The sequence below is a fragment of the Streptomyces sp. NPDC006691 genome (assembly GCF_042869955.1).
Classification (GTDB): Bacteria; Actinomycetota; Actinomycetes; order Streptomycetales; family Streptomycetaceae; genus Streptomyces.
In genome coordinates, this window is the sequence record NZ_JBIAGW010000001.1 from 67697 (window position 1) to 85248 (window position 17552).

Genomic DNA, 17552 nt, shown 5'->3' on the forward strand with positions numbered 1-17552 from the left:
CAACAGGAGTAGACATGCAGAAGTTGTGGTCGGCCGCAGCCGTCGCCGCAGCCGTTTCCGGTGTCGCGATGATGGCCGCGCCGCAGGCGATGGCGATCGGGAACGACGCCGGTACGACGTCGCTCAGCGGCAACGGCAGCGAGCAGGCCTTCGGCAACGCGAAGACCGACGGTGACATGAGCCCCCAGATGACCCTGGTCTCCGGCTCCCTGAACAAGCTCTGCGCCGGCGTCCCGGTCAAGGCCAACCTCGCCTCCATCGTGGGTCTCGTGCCGGTCACCGTTCTGCAGGACGTGCCGATCCTCTCGAACCAGCAGAACCAGGAGTGCACCGAGAACTCCACCCAGGCCACGGGTGACGGGCAGCTCTCGCACATCCTGGACAGCATCCCGGTCCTGTCCGGCAACGGTGTCGGCAACGGCTGAGCACCACCCGCCGGAAACGACGGCCGGTCCCGGGTCACCCGGGGCCGGCCGTTCGCCGTGTCAGGAGGCCGATCCGTGTCAGGCCAATCGGTGTCAGGCCGGCGCCCGTCCACCAGTCCTGCCGTGTCAGGCCGACGCCCGTCCAGCAGCCCAGTTCGCGTCAGGCCAGCACCTCGTCCAGCAGCACCGCCCATTGGGCCACCACCCGCTCCCGGCGGGCCGCGTCATCGGTGAGCAGATTCGCGAGGCCGAGGCCCCGGGCCATGTCGAGGAAGCCCTGCACCGTCTCCCGTACGCCCGGCACCGACTCGTCGGCGCCGAGGAGTTCCACCGCGATGCGGTGCGATTCGCGGCCCACCTTCGCCTCCAGGTCGGTCACCCGGGCGTGCAGCTGCGGCTCGTTGGCGGCCGCCACCCACAGGTGCAGCGCGGCCCGGAACAGCGGGCCCGTGTAGAGGCCGACGAGCCCGGCCACGACCTCCCGCCGGTCGCTCCGGTCCAACGCCCGCAGCGCGAAGGAGCGTTGCTCGGCGACGTATTCGACCGCCGCCGTGAACAGGTCCTCCCGGGTCGGGAAGTGGTGCTGGGCCGCGCCCCGCGAGACCCCGGCCCGCTCGGCGACCACGGACACCGTCGAGCCCGCCCATCCGTGCTCGGCCAGACACGAGACGGCGGCTTCCAGCAGGCGCTGCCGGGTGGCCCGGCTGCGGTCCTGCTTCGGGGTCTTCGGTGGGGTCACAACACCCATGCGGGGTCCCGTCGTTCGAGGAAGGCCGTCACTCCCTCCCGCGCCTCGGCGGAGGCGAAGAGGGACGCCGAGCGCGCGGTCAGCTCCTTCGACCAGCGGTCGAAGGTCTCCGACACGGTAGCCGTGACCAGAGCCTTCGATGCGGCCAGGCCCTCCGGCGAGGACCGCCGCAGCCCGTCGAGGACCGGTTCGAGTGCCGTGTCCACGTCGTCGGCGGCCACCGTCACGAGCCCGGTGCGGGCCGCCTCCGCCGCGTCGAACCGCTCGCCCGTGAGGTAGTAGCGGCTCGCGGCGCGCGGATCCATGCGGGGCAGGACCGGCATGGAGATCACCGCCGGGGCGAGCCCGAGCCGCGCCTCGGTGAACGCGTACGACGAGCCGGGCCCCGCGACCGCGATGTCGCAGGCCGCGAGCAGACCGAGGCCGCCCGCGCGGACGTGTCCCGTCACCCGTGCCACGACCGGCTTGCGCAGCTCGACCACCGTACGCATCAGGGCGACGAAGGCCGCCGGGTCCGGCGGCGCCTTCAGGTCGGCGCCCGCGCAGAAGGTGTTGCCGGTGTGGGTGAGCAGCACGGCCCGGACGCCCGGATCGCCGGCGCACCGCGCGAGTGCCGCGCCGAGCTCGGCCACCAGGGCCGCCGACAGGGCGTTGCGGTTGGCGGGCGAGTCGAGGGCGAGGGTGGTGATGCCCCGCTCGTGGGCCTCCCGGATGAGTGTCACGCCTGTCCTTTCCACCGCTGCCGTCGGGTGCGCCGGTTCATGCCCGGTCCTTCTCGCGCTGTCGCAGTTCACGCCGCAGGATCTTGCCGGACGCGGCCCGGGGCACGGTCTCGACGAACTCGACCCGGCGCACCTTCTTGTGCGGGGCGACGCGTTCGGCGACGTACGCCGTCACCTCCTCCGCGTTCAGGTCCGGCGCCCCCGCCTGGCGGACGACGAAGGCCTTGGGCACCTCGTTGCCGTCCGCGTCGTACACGCCGATGACGGCCGCGTCCGCTATGGCGGGGTGGGTGAGCAGGAGCGCTTCCAGGTCGGCGGGGGCCACTTGGAAGCCCTTGTACTTGATGAGTTCCTTGACCCGGTCGACGACGTACAGCCAGCCGTCCTCGTCCACCCGGCCGACGTCGCCGGTGTGCACCCAGCCGTCCGCGTCGATCATGCCGGCGGTCTCCCCCGGCCGGCCGAGGTAGCCCTTCATGACCTGGGGGCCGCGGATCGCGACCTCGCCCTCCTCGCCGGGCCCCGCGTCGCGGGCCGGGTCGTCCAGGCGCAGGATGCGCATCTCGGTGGACGGCAGGAGCTTGCCGACCGCGCCGGGCGGGGGGTTGCGGGTGGCCAGCGGGACGGTGTGGGTGGCGGGTGACAGCTCGGTCATGCCGTACGCCTGGCGCACCGGCGGCAGGCCGAGCCGGGCCGAACAGGCCATTGCCAGACGGGAGTCGAGCGGGGCCGCGGCGCTGACGATGTACTCCAGGGACGACAGGTCGTACTGGGCGACCGCCGGGTGCTTGGCCAGGGCGAGCACCACGGGAGGGGCGACGTACAGGCCGGTGATGCGGTGCTTCTCGATGGCGCCCAGGAACTGGTCGAGGTCGAAGCGCGGCAGCACCACGACGGTGGCACCGCAGCGCAGCGGCGCGTTCATGAGAGCGGTCATGCCGTATATGTGGAAGAACGGCAGGAAGGCCAGGATGCGGTCGCCGGGCACCATCGGGACCAGCGGGTGGAGCTGGGCGAGGTTGGTGGCGATGTTGCGGTGGGTGAGCATGACGCCCTTGGGGACGCCGGTGGTGCCCGACGAGTAGGGCAGTACGGCGATGTCCTCGGCCGGGTCGAAGGCCACGGCCGGCTCGGGGGCATCGGCGCCCAGCAGGTCGTGGACGACGGAACGGTGGCCCTCGGCCCGGTCGCAGACGAAGATCTCCTGTATACCGCCGGCGAGTTCGGCCGCGCGCCGGGCGCTCTCCAGGAGCGGGGAGACGGTCACGATCCAGCGTGCCGACGAGTCGCCGAGCTGCTTGGCGAACTCCTCGGGCGTGCTGAGCGGATGGACGGTGGTGACGGCGGCCCCGGCCCGGGTCGCCCCGTAGAACACCACCGGATAGAGGACCGAGTTGGGGCTGTGCAGGGCGAGCACATCGCCCTTGCGCAGCCCGGACGCGGCGAACGCGCCCGCCAACGCGCGGTGCCAGAGGTCGAGTTGGCCGTAGGTGATGGCGGTCGTGCCGCTCCGGTCCGTTCCGTCGACGAGGGCGACGGTGTCGGCGTGGGCGGCGGTCGAGCGGGCGAGGACCGCCTCGTGGATGGGCTCGTCGACGACGGCGACGTCGGCGTACTCGCTGTGGAAGACGCGGGGCGCGCTGGGCGCGGGAACGACGGGGGAGTCCATGGAGGGGTCTCCTAGTACGGCTGGGCTGACTTGTCGAGGACGACCGCGTCGAGCGGTACGCCGACGCCGCGAGGGAGCGGGACAGCACGCACCCCGCGGTGTGCCTAGTACGACTTGGGCAGGCCCAGGGACTGGTGGGACACGTAGTTGAGGATCATCTCGCGGCTGACCGGCGCGATCCTGGCCACCCGGGCGGCCGTGATGAGCGAGGCGAGCCCGTACTCGCGGGTCAGGCCGTTGCCGCCGAGGGTGTGGACGGCCTGATCGACGGCCTTCACACAGGCCTCGGCGGCCGCGTACTTGGCCATGTTGGCGGCCTCGCCCGCCCCGATGTCGTCGCCCGCGTCGTACAGCGCCGCCGCCTTCTGCATCATCAGGCGGGCCAGCTCCAGCTCGATGTGGGCCTGGGCGAGCGGGTGGGCGATGGCCTGGTGGCCGCCGATGGGCAGCTTCCACACCTGCCGGGTCGTGGCGTAGTCGACGGCCTTGGCCAGCGCGTAGCGGCCCATGCCGATCGCGAACGCGGCCGTCATGATCCGCTCGGGGTTGAGCCCCGCGAACAGCTGGAGCAGGCCCGCGTCCTCGTCGCCGACGAGGGACTCGGCGGGCAGCCGCACATCGTCGAGGACCAGCTCGAACTGCTTCTCCGCGGCCTGGAGTTCCATGTCGATCCGCGAGCGCTGGAAGCCGGGGGTGTCGCGCGGGACGATGAAGAGACAGGGCTTGAGGCTGCCGGTGCGCGCGTCTTCGGTGCGGCCGACGATGAGGGTCGCGTCCGCTATGTCGACGCCGGAGACGAAGACCTTGCGGCCGCTCAGGATCCAGCCGTCGCCGTCGCGCCGGGCGGTGGTGGTGATGCGGTGCGAGTTCGAGCCGGCGTCGGGCTCGGTGATGCCGAACGCCATGGTGAGCGTGCCGTCGGCGAGGCCCGGCAGCCAGGTCCGCTTCTGCTCCTCGGTGCCGAAGCGGGCGATGACCGTGCCGCAGATGGCGGGCGAGACCACCATCATCAGAAGCGGACAGCCCGCCGCCCCCAACTCCTCCAGAACGATGGAGAGTTCGGCCATGCCGCCGCCCCCGCCGCCGTACGCCTCGGGCAGGTTGACGCCGAGGTAGCCCAGCTTGGCGGCCTCCGACCACAGTGCCGCGCGGTCGAAGCCGCGGCCGTGCCGGGTGCCGAGCGCGGCGACGGCCGCCCGCAGGTCCTTGTTCTCCTGGCTTTCGATGACACCGCTCATGCTTCTTCGTCCTCCGATGCGACAACGGCGAGCAGGGCACCGACCTCGACCTGGCGGCCGGGGGCGGCGTGGAGCGCGGTGAGCGTGCCGGAGGCCGGAGCGACGACGCGGTGCTCCATCTTCATGGCCTCCAGCCAGAGCAGCGGCTGTCCCGCGCGGACGCGGCAGCCCTCCTCGACCCCGTCGGCGACCCGCACGACGACCCCCGGCATGGGGGCGAGCAGCGAGCCGGGTGCGACCACGTCGCTGGGGTCGGTGAAACGGGGGTGGGCGGTGAGGGCGTGGCAGCCGGAGGCGGTGTCGACGTAGACCGTGTCGCCGTACCGCGATACGGCGAACTCCCGTATCACGCCGTCGATTTCGAGGCGTACGCGCCCGGGTTCGGCGGCTTCGAGCCGCACCTGCCGACAGCCGTCGGCTTCGAGGCCGCGCCGGGTGAGCCGGTAGCGGACCTGGTGCTCGCCGTACCGTTTGACCTGCGGCTGCGACGGCACATTGCGCCAAGCGCCATCGAACCGGCCGCCCCGCGCCGCCGCGTCCGCCAGCGCCGCGGCGAGGGCCGCGTACTGCGCGCCGGGCAGCGGGGCGGTGAGACCGGGGAGGTTGCGGTCGTAGAAGCCGGTGTCCAGGCGGGCGGCGCCCAGGCCGGCGCCGTCGGGCCGGCCGCCGAAGTCCGCGAAGTCGGGGTGGCGCAGGGAGCGTACGAGCAGGTCGCGGTTGGTGGCCGGGCCGTGGATGCGGGCACGTTCGAGGGCGCGGGCCAGCTTGCGGACCGCTTCGGCGCGCGTGGGGGCATGGGCGACGGCCTTCGCGAGCAGGGGGTCGTACTGCACGCCGACGGTGTCGCCGGCCGCGTACCCCCGGTCCAACCGCACGCCGTCGACCACCAGTTGATGGATCGTGCCGATCTGCGGGGCCCAGCCGGCGGCCGGGTCCTCGGCGTAGAGGCGGGCCTCGATGGCGTGGCCCCGCGGGGCGGGCGGTTCGGGCGCGAGTGCCTCGCCCTCGGCGACGCGGAGCTGGAGGGCGACGAGGTCGAGGCCGAACACGGCCTCGGTGACGGGGTGTTCGACCTGGAGGCGGGTGTTCATCTCCAGGAAGTGGGCCCTGCCGTCGGCGACCAGGAACTCGACGGTCCCGGCCCCCCGGTAGTCGGTGGCCCGCGCGGCCCGCAGCGCCAGGGCGTGCAGTTCCTCGGCCACCTCGGGGCCGAGCCCGGGCGCCGGAGCCTCCTCGACGACCTTCTGGTGGCGGCGCTGGAGCGAACAGTCGCGGGTGCCGAGGACCCAGATCGTGCCGTGGGCGTCGGCGAGGATCTGCACCTCGACGTGGCGCCCGCCCTCGATGTACGGCTCGACGAACACGTCCCCGTCCCCGAAGGCACTGAGCGCCTCGGCACGGGCGGCCGTCAACTGCGCTTTTAGGTCGTCCAGTTGACGCACGACCCGCATGCCGCGCCCGCCGCCTCCCGCCGTGGCCTTGATCAGCAGCGGGAGGTCGGCCACGGTGACATCGGCGAGCTTCAGGGGCGGGAGACCCATGAGTTCCTTGGCGCGGGTCTTGGACGCCATCGCCTCGATGGCCTCGGGCGGCGGCCCGATCCAGACCAGACCGGCGCCGGTGACCGCCCGGGCGAAATCGGCGTTCTCGGAGAGGAAGCCGTACCCGGGATGCACCGCGTCGGCGCCGGCGGCGAGCGCGGCCTTCACGATGAGGTCCCCGCGCAGATACGTCTCGGCGGGCGTGGCCCCCGGCAGCCGTACGGCGGTGTCCGCCTCCCGTACGTGCAGGGCGCCCGCGTCCGCGTCCGAGAACACGGCGACCGTGGCGATGCCCAGCTCACGGCAGGTGCGGAAGACACGGCAGGCTATCTCGCCCCGGTTGGCGACAAGCACTGACCCGATCATGGTCCGCGAGGGGTCGGTGGCGGTGTCCGGCTTCTCGGTCATGGCCCTCACATCCGGAAGATGCCGAAGCCGCCACGGGCGCCTTCGACGGGAGCGGTGTGGATCGCCGACAGGCACAGGCCCAGGACGGTCCTGGTGTCACGGGGGTCGATGACCCCGTCGTCGTACAGCCGCCCGGACAGGAACATCGGCAGCGACTCGGCCTCGATCTGCTGCTCCACCATCGCGCGCAGACCGGCGTCCGCCTCGTCGTCGTACGGCTGCCCCTTGGCCTGCGCGGAGGCCCGGGCCACGATCGACAGGACGCCCGCGAGCTGCTGCGGCCCCATCACGGCCGACTTGGCGCTGGGCCAGGCGAACAGGAAGCGGGGCTCGTAGGCCCGTCCGCACATCCCGTAGTGCCCGGCCCCGTAGGAGGCCCCGATCAGCACGGACAGATGCGGCACCCTGGAGTTGGACACCGCGTTGATCATCATCGCGCCGTGTTTGATGATGCCGCCCTGCTCGTACTCCCTGCCGACCATGTAGCCGGTGGTGTTGTGGAGGAACAGGAGCGGGATGTCACGCTGGTTGGCGAGCTGGATGAACTGGGCCGCCTTCTGCGACTCGGCGGAGAACAGCACGCCCTGCGCGTTGGCGAGGATCCCGACGGGATAGCCGTGCAGCTCGGCCCAGCCGGTCACCAGGCTCGTCCCGTACAGCGGCTTGAACTCGTCGAAGTCGGAGCCGTCGACGATGCGGGCGATGACCTCGCGCGGGTCGAACGGCGTCTTCAGGTCCTCGGGGACGATGCCGAGCAGTTCCTCCTCGTCGTACTGGGGCGGCTCGGCGCGATGGGCCGGATCCGGGTGTGCCTTGCGGTGGTTGAGGCGGGCGACGATGCGGCGGGCCTGGCGGATCGCGTCCTGTTCGTCGACGGCGAAGTGGTCGGCGAGACCGGAGGTGCGGGCATGCATCTCGGCGCCGCCGAGCGACTCGTCGTCGCTCTCCTCCCCCGTCGCCATCTTGACCAGCGGCGGACCGCCGAGGAACACCTTGCTCCGCTCCCGGATCATCACCGTGTGGTCCGACATGCCGGGGACGTACGCGCCACCGGCCGTCGAGTTGCCGAAGACGACGGCGATGGTGGGGATCCCGGCGGCGGACAGCCGGGTGATGTCCCGGAAGATCGCACCGCCCGGAATGAAGATCTCCTTCTGTGAGGGGAGATCGGCGCCGCCGGACTCGACGAGGCTGATGCACGGGAGGCGGTTGGTGTACGCGATCTCGTTGGCGCGCAGGGCCTTCTTGAGCGTCCAGGGGTTGGAGGCGCCGCCGCGGACGGTCGGGTCGTTGGCGGTGATCAGGCACTCGACGCCCTCGACGGTGCCGATGCCGGTCACCATCGAGGCGCCCACGGGGTAGTCGCTGCCCCAGGCCGCGAGCGGGGACAGCTCCAGGAAGGGGGTGTCCTCGTCGAGCAGCAGCTCGATGCGCTCGCGGGGCAGCAGCTTGCCGCGCCGCCGGTGCCGTTCGGTGTACTTCTCACCACCCCCCGCGAGGGCCTTGGCGTGCTCCTCCTCCAGCTCGGCGAGCTTGCCGCGCATGGCGGCGGTGGCCTGCCGGTATTCGGGGGTGGCGGGGTCGAGGGTGGTGGGGAGGGTGGGCATGAGGCTCCTTGGGGGGTGGGGTGCCGTGGCGCGGGCGGGGTACGGGGGGCCGTGGTGCGCGTTGGGTGCGGGGTGCTGAGTGGGTGCGGGGAGCCGTGGTGCGGGTGGGGTGCGGGGAGCCGTGGTGCGGGTGGGGTGCGGGGAGCCGTGGTGCGGGTGGGGTGCGGGGAGCCGTGGTGCGGGTGGGGTGCGGGCCGTGCGGGTGGGGTGCGGGCCGTGCGGGGCTGGTCGCGCCCACGCGGCGGAGCCGCACAGGTGACAGCCCCTTCCCTGAAAGCCCTGGCCGGGCCCGCATGGGGGCCTTTTCAGCCCGCCACGCGGTCCCCCGGCCCTTGAGGCCTCGGAGACGTTGGAGGACGAGCGCCGTTCAGGCGCGATACGGGGCCCGGGGCGCATCCCCGGGAGGCGGCTCACCTACCCCCACACCCCGGAGGCCGCGCGGCGGAGGCGCAGCGTGCCACAGCGGGAAGGGGCGGGGCGGGGCGGGGGGATCTCACTCCAGCAGATCCACCGGCACCGCGACCATCCGCCCCCGCAACCACTCCCCCACCCCCTTCCCCTGAGGATCGAACCGCGCCTGCGAGGCGACCCCCTCCCCCAGCAACCCCTCCACCACGAAGTTCAACGCCCGCAGATTCGGCAGAACATGCCGAGTGACCGCCAAGTCCCTTGCTTCGGGCAGCAGTTTGCGCACGGTGTCGACGGTGAGCGCATGGGCCAGCCACGCCCACGCCGCGTCCGACCTCGCCCACACCCCCACGTTCACGTCCCCGCCCTTGTCCCCGCTCCGAGCCCCCACGACCGCCCCCAACGGCACCCGCCGCGTGGGCCCCGAGGCGTCGAACGGGGGAAGGGCCGGTTCCGGGACCGGGCCGAGCGGGGCGGTACGGGCTGCGGGCGGCACCAACTCCCTTACGCCGTCCGGGAGTACGGCCACCTGCTCAACCGCCCCCGCGTCCACGTACTCGGCCTCGAAGACCCCGTACGGCGCCCCCTTCGACGGCGGGGCCGTCACATGGAACCCGGGGTAGCTGCCCAGCGCCAGCTCGATCGCGGCACCGCTGACCACCCGGCCCACCGCCTCGGGACGCGCGTCCCGCACGACGAGCCGCAGCAACGCGCTCGCGCACTCCTCGCTCGGAGCGTCGGCGCGATCCGTACGCGACAGTTCCCAACTCACCGCCTCAGGGCGCGACTTGGCGCGCACGAAGGCGTCCTCCACTTGCGCCCGGACCAGGTCGGCCTTCGCCTCGATGTCGAGCCCGGTGAGCACGAACACGACCTCGTTGCGCCAACCGCCTATGCGGCTGATGCCCGCCTTGAGGGTGGGCGGCGGCGCCTCGCCCCGCACCCCGCTGATGCGCACCCGGTCGGGCCCGTCCGGGGCGAGCCGTACCGTGTCGAGCCGCGCGGTGACGTCCGGCCCGGCATACCGCGCGCCGGACGTCTCGTAGAGGAGCTGGGCCGTGACCGTCCCGGTGTCGACGAAGCCACCCGTGCCGGGGTGCTTGGTGATGACGGACGTGCCGTCGGCATGGATCTCGGCGAGGGGGAAGCCGGGGCGGGTCAGATCACGGCGCGGCTCCTCGGCGAAGAAGGCGTAGTTGCCGCCGGTCGCCTGCGTACCGCACTCCAGGACGTGCCCCGCGACGACCGCGCCCGCGAGCGCGTCGTACTCCTCGGGCCCCCAGCCGAACCACCACGCGGCGGGCCCGGTGACCAGGGCCGCGTCCGTGACCCGACCGGTGACGACGACCTCGGCCCCGCCGCGCAGACAGGCCGCGATCCCGGCGCCGCCGAGGTAGGCGTTGGCGGTCAGCGCACCCTCGGGCAGTGGCAGCGCGTCCCCCTCGACGTGCGCGACGCGTACCGGCACGCCCACACGCGTACCCAACTCCCTTATTTCCGCTGCCAGTCCGGCCGGGTTGAGCCCTCCGGCGTTGGTGACGATCCGCACCCCGCCCTCTTGGGCGAGCCCGAGGCACTCCTCCAGCTGCCGCAGGAACGTCTTGGCGTAGCCGAGCCGCGGGTCGCGCAATCGGTCGCGGCCGAGGATGAGCAGGGTGAGTTCGGCGAGATAGTCACCGGTCAGGACGTCGAGGGGGCCGCCGGTCAGCATGTCGCGCAAAGCGTCGAACCGGTCGCCGTAGAAGCCGGACGCGTTGCCGATCCGCAGTATTCGCCCGCCGGGCGCGCCCTCGGTCATCGGGCGTCCCGGGTCGACCGGGGCGGGCGGCCGGGTCCGGCGGGGCCCGCGAAGGCCTGGGCGATGTCGAGCCACCGGTCGGCGTCCGGGCCCTCGGCACGTACGGAGGTGTCGTCGCGGTGCAGCCGCTGGGTGACGAGGAGGCAGAACTCCAACGCCGCACCGCTGACGCGCTGTTGGGCGTTCTCCGGTCCGTACGCCCACAGGCCCTCGCCGTCCGGCGCGGTGAGCTCGACCCGGAATTCCTCGGCCGGGGGCGTCAACCCCCGTACGGAGAAGGCGTAGTCGCGGGCCCGCACGCCGATGCGGGCGACGTGGCGGAGCCGTTCGGTGGGGCGGCGGGTGCGACCGAGGGCGTCGAAGACGTCCTGGCCGTGCGCCCAGGTCTCCATCAGGCGTCCGGTCGCCATCGACGCGGTCGACATGGGCGGCCCGTACCAGGGAAACCGCGCCCCCGCGGGGGCCGCCCGCAGCGCGTCCTGGAGCTGTACGCGGCTGTCCCGCCACCAGGAGAGCAGTTCGGCGGGCGGCAGCAGGGCGCCCGCCTCGGCCCCGTCGTCGACGAAGGTGTCCGGCGAGGCGACGGCCTTCTCGACCTCGTCGGCGAAGGCGTCGGGATCGGTGACGGAGAGCAGGGCGGCGGTATCGGTCCACGCGAGGTGGGCGATCTGATGGGCAATGGTCCAGCCCGGCGCGGCAGTGGGCGTGGCCCACTGTGCGGGACTCAACTCGCCGATGAGAACGTCGAGTTCGCCGCCTTCGGCCCGCAGATCGTCAAGTACGGCTGGTACGGCGGCGGTTGGACCGGCCGGTTCGGACACGGTGCGCTCCCCTCCGGGACGGCGAACAGCGGACAGCGGACAGCGGCTGTGTCCCGGAGCATGGCAGCCGGCCATGAAACAAGCAAGCGTGCTTGCATGTATTTTCGGCCGCGGACAGGACGGTCCGCCCACCGTCAAGATCGACCGGGTTACGGCTCTGTCCCAGCCTCCACGGACGAGGAGTTGGCGACGGGGGAAGGCGGAAACCACCACCCCGACCGGGCCGCGGCGGGGCACCACGGCGGTGACCAGCAGGGAGAACGGCGGCGGAACGGCGCCTGTGAGGCACCTGTGCATGTAACAGGAATGTCTTGGGCGGCGGTCGGGAGGAACGGTTCGCCGGGCCGTGTGGTCCTGTTGGGCACAAGCGCTCGCTGGTACCGACCCGGACCGAGCGGCCCGTACAGCCAACCGATACTGAGGACGAATCGATGCGCGTTCGCAAGCTCACCTTCGCCGCCCTGGCCGTTGCCGCGGGGCTCTCGCTCACGGCCTGCCAGAGCGACGACGGCTCTCCCGCGCCGAGCGACTCCGCAGCCTCCAACGCGGCCTCCTCGGGCGGCGGTTCGAGCTCGACGGGCGCGAACGCGAGCACCGGTTCGGGTACGGGCTCGGACCAGGGCAGCGGCAAGGGCACCGGCGGGACGGGCGGCAAGGGCACGTCGGCCGGAACCGGCTCCAGCGGGTCCGGAAGCGCCAAGGGAAGCGGCGGCAAGTGCCGCACGAACGACCTGAACATCACGGCGGCGGACGCGACGGTCGGCGGCGACAAGGAACGCACCGTGGCCGTGGAGTTCACCAACACCAGCGGCCACGACTGCACGGTGTCCGGATTCGCGGGCGTCGACCTGAAGACCAACTCGGGCACCATCTCGGCCAAGCGGACGGGCGAGCCGGCCACTCCCTACACCCTGAAGAACGGCAAGTCCGTCTTCTTCGGCGTCACCTACCCGTCCAACGACACGGGCGGCTCCGGCATCCGCATCACGGGCCTCCTCGTGACCCCGCCCGGAGAGACGAAGACCGCCAGCCTGCCCTGGCCGGGCGCGTCCTCGCTCCCCATCACCGAGACCGGCGCCACCCCGGTCAAGGTCGGCCCCATCGGCAGCGCGGGCCAGGGCGGCGCGAGCTGACCCCGAACACCGCCCGAACGGCCCCGGCCCGCGCCGCTCGGCGCGGCCCGGGGCCAGGCGGGGGCTGAGCCACAGGGGGGCGCAGCCCCCGCCCTTGTGTTTGGGGGCGGGGCCCGGGTGGGGGACGGGGGGCGGAGCCCCCGGCGGGGGTGCGGGGGGGCGGAGCCCCCGGCGGGGTCCGAGGGGCGAAGCCCCTCAAGGGGGTCTGGGGCGCAGCCCCAGGGCCCGAACCCTTCAACCCCGCCGCACGGGCGGGCGGGCAAACCCCCAGGGGGTGCAGGGGGCAGAGCCCCCGCAGGGGGTCTGGGGCACAGCCCCAGGGCCCGAACCCATCAACCCCGCCGCACGGGCGGGCGGGCAAACCCCCAGGGGGTGCAGGGGGCAGAGCCCCCGCAGGGGGTCTGGGGCACAACCCCAGGGCCCGAACCCATCAACCCCGCCGCACGGGCGGGCGGGCAAACCCCCAGGGGGCGCAGGGGGCAGAGCCCCCGCAGGGGGTCTGGGGCACAGCCCCAGGGGCCGGAACCCATCAACCCCGCCGCACGGGCGGGCGGGTGGGCAAACCCCCCGGGGGTGCAGGGGGCAGAGCCCCCGCAGGGGTCTGGGGCACAGCCCCAGGGCCCGAACCCATCAACCCCGCCGCACGGGCGGGAGGGCGGGCAAACCCCCAGAGCCGAGCCCACGCACCCCCCACCGAGAACCCCCTCCGGCAAGGGAGCCACCCCGCCGCACCCCGAGCTAACCCGAAACCGCCCGAATCTGAGTCCGCACCGCCCCCATACTCGCCCCGATCACCAGCCCGATCGCCAGCGCCTGCGGCCAGGACAGCGCCTGGCTCAGGATGAGGAAGCCCGCCGTCGCCGCGATCGCCGGCTCCAGGCTCATCAGGATCGCGAAGGTCGACGCGGGCAGGCGGCGCAGGGCCAGGAGTTCCAGGGTGTAGGGCAGCACCGAGGACAGGATCGCCACGGCCGCGCCCAGCGCCATCGTGGAGGGGACCAGGAGCTTGCCCCCGGCCTGCGCGATGCCGATCGGCAGGAACAGGACCGCCGCCACCGCCATCGCGAGGGCGAGCCCGTCGGCCTGCGGGAACCTCCGGCCCGTACGCGCGCTGAACAGGATGTACACCGCCCAGCACGCGCCGGCCCCGAGTGCGTACGCCGCCCGCACCGCGTCCAGGCTCTGGAAGCCGCCCCCGCCGAGCAGCACCACGCCGGCCAGCGCGAGCGCGGCCCACAGGACGTTCACCAGGCGCCTGGACGCGAACACCGACAGGGACAGCGGACCGAGCACCTCAAGGGTGACCGCGACGCCGAGCGGGATCCGGTCGACGGCCTGGTAGAAGAGCCCGTTCATGCCCGCCATCGCCACCCCGAACGCGACGACCGTGCCCCAGTCCGCCCGCGAATGCCCCCGCAGCTTCGGACGGCACACCAGCATCAGCACGACCGCCGCCGCGACGAGCCGCAGCGTGACGACCCCGGCCGCCCCCGCCCTCGGCATCAGCGTCACGGCCACGGCGGCGCCGAACTGCACGGAGATGCCGCCGGCGACCACCAGCGCCACCGGCCCGAACGCCGCCCGGCGCCCGCCCCGGCCCGGCCCCTTCAGCGCACCGGCAGCCTCCGGTACGGCAACGGCGGCCGCCGCGACCGGCTCCGCCACGCCCGCACCCTGGACCGGATCCACCGGCAATCACCTCAATCAGCCCACAGAGGGCTAGTTCACTACACTGGACTTGGAGATTCAGTATTCTGCACCCACGCCTCACGCCGCAACCACCTTTTCGACGGCGCGCGGAATGACTCCCTCCATCCAATGTAAGCGCGTCGCGTAAGCGGCACCCCCGCCCAGTACCCCTCACCCCACGGCGTCCGGCCCCGCCCCGCGCCCCGCCCCGAGCCCTTCCGCGAGCACCTCCGCCAGATGCCTTGCCCGCCGGCCCGCCAGCTGGGCCAGCTGCGTACGGCAGGAATAGCCGTCGGCCAGGATCTCCGTGCCGGGGGCGGCGGCCCGCACCGACGGAAGCAGTTGGTCCTCCGCGCAGGCCAGCGACACCTCCCAGTGCCCCCGCTCGAACCCGAAGTTCCCCGCGAGCCCGCAGCACCCGCCGCTCAGCTCGCCCGCCAGGCCCGCCTTCTCGCGCAGCCGGCGCTCGGCGGCATCCCCCAGAACCGCGTGCTGGTGGCAGTGGGTCTGCCCGGCCACGGGCCGGTCCAGACGCGGCGGACTCCAATGGGGCGCACACTCCTCCAGCACCTCGGCGAAGGTACGGACGGACGCGGCGAGGCGGGCCGCACGGGGGTCGTCGGGGAGCAGCTCCGGCAGGTCCGTGCGCAGGGCGGCCGCACAGCTCGGCTCCAGTACGAGCACAGGACGGTCCGTCCCCTCCCCGGCACCCAGATCCGTCCCGCTCCCCGCGCCCGGATCCGTCCCCTTCCCCGCGCCTGGATCCGTCCCGCTCCCCGCGCCCAGATAGGGCTCGATCGTTTCCAGAGTGTGGTGCAGCACCACCTTCGCGCGGTCCAGCTGTCCGGTGGACACATAGGTGAGACCGCAGCAGACCCGCCCCGCCGGAAGCTCCGCCCCGATCCCCGCGTCCGCCAGCACGCGCAGTGCCGCCCGCCCCACCTCCGGGGAAAGGTGGTTGGTGAACGTGTCCGGCCACAGGATCACCGCCGGCCCACCCTGCGCCTCGACCCGCGACCCACCCAGTGCCGAGCGCAGCCCGCGCAGCAACGTACGCGGCGGCAGCGGCGGAATCGTCCGCTCCGGGGCGATCCCGGCAACCCGCTTCGCCAGCGCCGCGAGCGGACGGAACCGGGCCGCCGCGTTCAGCGGACGTGCCAGCGGGGCGGCGAGCCGCAACCACTCGGGGAGCCGGCCCAGGGCGTAGTGCGCGGCCGGACGCCGGCGGCCGGCATAGTGGTGGTGCAGGAACTCCGCCTTGTACGTGGCCATGTCCACACCCACCGGGCAGTCGCTCCGGCAGCCCTTGCAGGACAGACACAGATCGAGCGCGTCCCGCACCTCGCCCGAGCGCCAGCCGTCCGTGACCACCTCGCCCGCCAGCATCTCGTGGAGCAGCCGCGCCCGCCCCCGCGTCGAATGCTCCTCCTCGCCGGTCGCCCGGAAGGACGGGCACATCACCTCTCGCGAACCGACCTGCGCTGTACGGCATTTGGCGACCCCGACACATCTGCGGACCGCCGCCGAGAAGTCGCCGCCGTCGTCCGGGTAGCCGAACTCCACGTCCACCGGACGCCTCGGCAGCACCTCGAAGCGCAGGTTCTCGTCGAGCCGGGCCGGGCGGGCCAGGATGCCGGGGTTCAGGATTCCGTCCGGGTCCCAGAGGTCCTTGAACTCACCGAACAGGCCCACCAGTTCGGACCCGTACATCTTCGGCAGCAGCTCCGCCCGCGCCTGCCCGTCGCCGTGCTCGCCGCTCAGCGATCCGCCGTGGGCGACCACCAGGTCGGCCAGGTCCTCGGAGAACGCGCGGAAGCGCCCGATCCCGGCGGGGGTGAGCAGGTCGAAGTCGATGCGGACGTGGATGCAGCCGTCGCCGAAGTGCCCGTACGGTGCGCCGCGCAGGCCGTAGGAGGTCAGCAGCGCACGGAACTCCCGCAGGTACGGCCCCAGTTGGGCGGGTGGGACCGCGCAGTCCTCCCAGCCGGGCCACGCCTCGGTGCCGTCGGGCAGCCGGGTCGCGGTGCCCGCCGCGTCCTCGCGGATCCGCCACAGCGCGCGCATCCCGGCCGGTTCGCTCACCACGAGGGAGTCGAGCGGGCCCCCCGCTCGGGCCAACTCCCCTGCCCGCGACCGCGCTTCGGCCTCGTTCGCCCCGCCGGCCTCGACGAACAGCCACGCCCCGCCACGCGGCAGCCCCGCCCCAGCACGTTCCCGTACCCGTACGAGATCGGCGGCCATGCCCTCCACGGTCAGCGGGCCGTGCGGAAGCAGGGCGGGGGCCGCTTCGGCGGCCGCGCTCTCATCGGCGTAGCCGAGCACGGCCAGGGCGCGGGCGGGCGGAGCTTCCACCAGGCGTACGGTCGCCTCGGTGACCACGCCGAGCGTGCCCTCACTGCCGCAGAACGCCCTGGCCAGGTCCGGCCCGCGCTCGGGGAGCAGGGCGTCCATGGCGTAGCCGGAGATGCGGCGCGGGAGGTCCTGGGGGTAGCCGGTGCGCAGGGCTGACAGCTGACGGCTGACGAAATCGCGCAGTCCAACAGGCGAGGTCGATCGCTGCCAGCCCCGCGTCAGGTAGTGGCGCTCGCCCCCGGCGCCCACGACCGTCAGATCGCGGACGTTGTCCGCCGTCGTCCCCCACGCCACCGAATGCGCCCCGCACGCGTTGTTGCCGATCATCCCGCCGAGCGTGCAGCGGCTGTGCGTCGAGGGGTCGGGCCCGAAGGTGAGACCGTACGGCGCGACCGCGTCGCGCACGACGTCCAGGACAACCCCCGGCTGCACCACGGCCGTTCGGGCCCCGGCGTCGACCGAGACGAGCGAGCGCATGTGACGGGTGAAGTCGAGCACGATCCCGGCTCCGGTGGCCTGGCCCGCGATCGAGGTGCCGCCGCCGCGCGGCACGACCGGCACCCCGTACGTACGGCAGACGCCGAGGACCGCCGCCACGTCGTCGGCGTCGCGCGGGGCGACCACGCCGATCGGCACCCTGCGGTAGTTCGAGGCGTCCATCGTCGTGAGGGCGCGGGCGGTGACGCCGAGGTCCACCCGGCCCCGTACCACCCGCGACAACTCCCGCTCCAGCTCCCGCGAAAGCTCCCCCTCGCGTGCGCGCGAAAGCCTCCGGTCGCGTTCGCCCCGCGGCTTCGGACCCTGGCCCCTCGCGGTGTTCGCAGCATCTGCCATGGGGCCCAGGATGCCCTTGTCCGCACCTGTTGCGGGGGTGCCACCACGCCACCGAGCGCATGTCCTGAAACAGCCATGATGACCTGAATGCGACTGGTCAACGGTCCCAATGTGCGGGAATGTTCACCAAGAACTATCCAAATCGATCACCAACTCTCC

12 protein-coding genes are annotated in these 17552 nt (G+C 73.1%); 2 read left to right on the forward strand and 10 right to left on the reverse strand.

The annotated features are described in order from the left end of the window. Positions 1–14 precede the first annotated feature (14 nt). Entirely contained in the window at positions 15–425 is a 411-nt protein-coding gene (locus ACFYNP_RS00350) for a rodlin (RefSeq protein WP_388414461.1), read from the forward strand. A 160-nt stretch (positions 426–585) separates the two neighbouring features. Here the strand turns inward: ACFYNP_RS00350 and ACFYNP_RS00355 are convergent, their stop codons facing one another. From ACFYNP_RS00355 to ACFYNP_RS00390, 8 genes are all read right to left on the reverse strand, one after another. Further along, a complete protein-coding gene (locus ACFYNP_RS00355; protein ID WP_388414464.1) occupies positions 586–1173 on the reverse strand; it encodes a TetR/AcrR family transcriptional regulator in 588 nt (195 codons plus the stop codon). Next, positions 1161–1895 carry an enoyl-CoA hydratase family protein gene (locus ACFYNP_RS00360; RefSeq protein WP_388781171.1) on the reverse strand — a complete coding sequence of 245 codons (735 nt, stop codon included), beginning with the start codon at positions 1893–1895 and terminating at the stop codon, positions 1161–1163. The genes ACFYNP_RS00355 and ACFYNP_RS00360 overlap by 13 nt, the downstream gene beginning before the upstream one ends. 37 nt (positions 1896–1932) lie before the next feature. Further along, positions 1933–3564 carry a 4-coumarate--CoA ligase family protein gene (locus ACFYNP_RS00365; RefSeq protein ID WP_388781173.1) on the reverse strand — a complete coding sequence of 544 codons (1632 nt, stop codon included), beginning with the start codon at positions 3562–3564 and terminating at the stop codon, positions 1933–1935. Positions 3565–3668: 104 nt separating this feature from the next. Beyond that, positions 3669–4802 (reverse strand): acyl-CoA dehydrogenase family protein, encoded by a 1134-nt coding sequence (locus ACFYNP_RS00370; RefSeq protein WP_388414470.1) that lies wholly within the window; start codon positions 4800–4802, stop codon positions 3669–3671. Next, positions 4799–6709, reverse strand: coding sequence for an acetyl/propionyl/methylcrotonyl-CoA carboxylase subunit alpha (locus ACFYNP_RS00375; protein WP_388782192.1), 1911 nt, complete (start codon positions 6707–6709; stop codon positions 4799–4801). Before ACFYNP_RS00375 ends, ACFYNP_RS00370 begins: the two co-directional genes overlap by 4 nt. A 47-nt stretch (positions 6710–6756) precedes the next feature. After that, a complete protein-coding gene (locus ACFYNP_RS00380) occupies positions 6757–8358 on the reverse strand; it encodes an acyl-CoA carboxylase subunit beta (RefSeq protein ID WP_388781175.1) in 1602 nt (533 codons plus the stop codon). 493 nt (positions 8359–8851) lie between these two features. Continuing rightward, entirely contained in the window at positions 8852–10564 is a 1713-nt protein-coding gene (locus ACFYNP_RS00385; RefSeq protein ID WP_388781177.1) for an acyclic terpene utilization AtuA family protein, read from the reverse strand. Continuing rightward, positions 10561–11385, reverse strand: coding sequence for a TIGR03084 family metal-binding protein (locus ACFYNP_RS00390; RefSeq protein WP_388414478.1), 825 nt, complete (start codon positions 11383–11385; stop codon positions 10561–10563). Before ACFYNP_RS00390 ends, ACFYNP_RS00385 begins: the two co-directional genes overlap by 4 nt. A gap of 431 nt (positions 11386–11816) precedes the next feature. Here ACFYNP_RS00390 and ACFYNP_RS00395 point away from each other — a divergent pair, with 431 nt between their 5' ends. Next, entirely contained in the window at positions 11817–12518 is a 702-nt protein-coding gene (locus tag ACFYNP_RS00395) for a DUF4232 domain-containing protein (RefSeq protein WP_388781179.1), read from the forward strand. A gap of 738 nt (positions 12519–13256) precedes the next feature. Here the strand turns inward: ACFYNP_RS00395 and ACFYNP_RS00400 are convergent. Both ACFYNP_RS00400 and ACFYNP_RS00405 read right to left on the reverse strand, forming a co-directional pair. Continuing rightward, a complete protein-coding gene (locus ACFYNP_RS00400) occupies positions 13257–14207 on the reverse strand; it encodes a DMT family transporter (protein WP_388781181.1) in 951 nt (316 codons plus the stop codon). A gap of 171 nt (positions 14208–14378) precedes the next feature. Next, on the reverse strand, positions 14379–17393 hold the full coding sequence (locus ACFYNP_RS00405) for an FAD-binding and (Fe-S)-binding domain-containing protein (RefSeq protein WP_388781183.1): 3015 nt from the start codon (positions 17391–17393) through the stop codon (positions 14379–14381). Between the last annotated feature and the right edge of the window lie 159 nt (positions 17394–17552).

Coding starts and splice junctions, on each gene's coding strand:
- ACFYNP_RS00350 (WP_388414461.1), top strand. CDS start 15: ATGCAGAAGTTGTGGTCGGCCGCAGCCGTCGCCGCAGCCGTTTCCGGT.
- ACFYNP_RS00355 (WP_388414464.1), bottom strand. CDS start 1,173: ATGGGTGTTGTGACCCCACCGAAGACCCCGAAGCAGGACCGCAGCCGG.
- ACFYNP_RS00365 (WP_388781173.1), bottom strand. CDS start 3,564: ATGGACTCCCCCGTCGTTCCCGCGCCCAGCGCGCCCCGCGTCTTCCAC.
- ACFYNP_RS00370 (WP_388414470.1), bottom strand. CDS start 4,802: ATGAGCGGTGTCATCGAAAGCCAGGAGAACAAGGACCTGCGGGCGGCC.
- ACFYNP_RS00375 (WP_388782192.1), bottom strand. CDS start 6,709: ATGATCGGGTCAGTGCTTGTCGCCAACCGGGGCGAGATAGCCTGCCGT.
- ACFYNP_RS00380 (WP_388781175.1), bottom strand. CDS start 8,358: ATGCCCACCCTCCCCACCACCCTCGACCCCGCCACCCCCGAATACCGG.
- ACFYNP_RS00385 (WP_388781177.1), bottom strand. CDS start 10,564: ATGACCGAGGGCGCGCCCGGCGGGCGAATACTGCGGATCGGCAACGCG.
- ACFYNP_RS00395 (WP_388781179.1), top strand. CDS start 11,817: ATGCGCGTTCGCAAGCTCACCTTCGCCGCCCTGGCCGTTGCCGCGGGG.
- ACFYNP_RS00405 (WP_388781183.1), bottom strand. CDS start 17,393: ATGGCAGATGCTGCGAACACCGCGAGGGGCCAGGGTCCGAAGCCGCGG.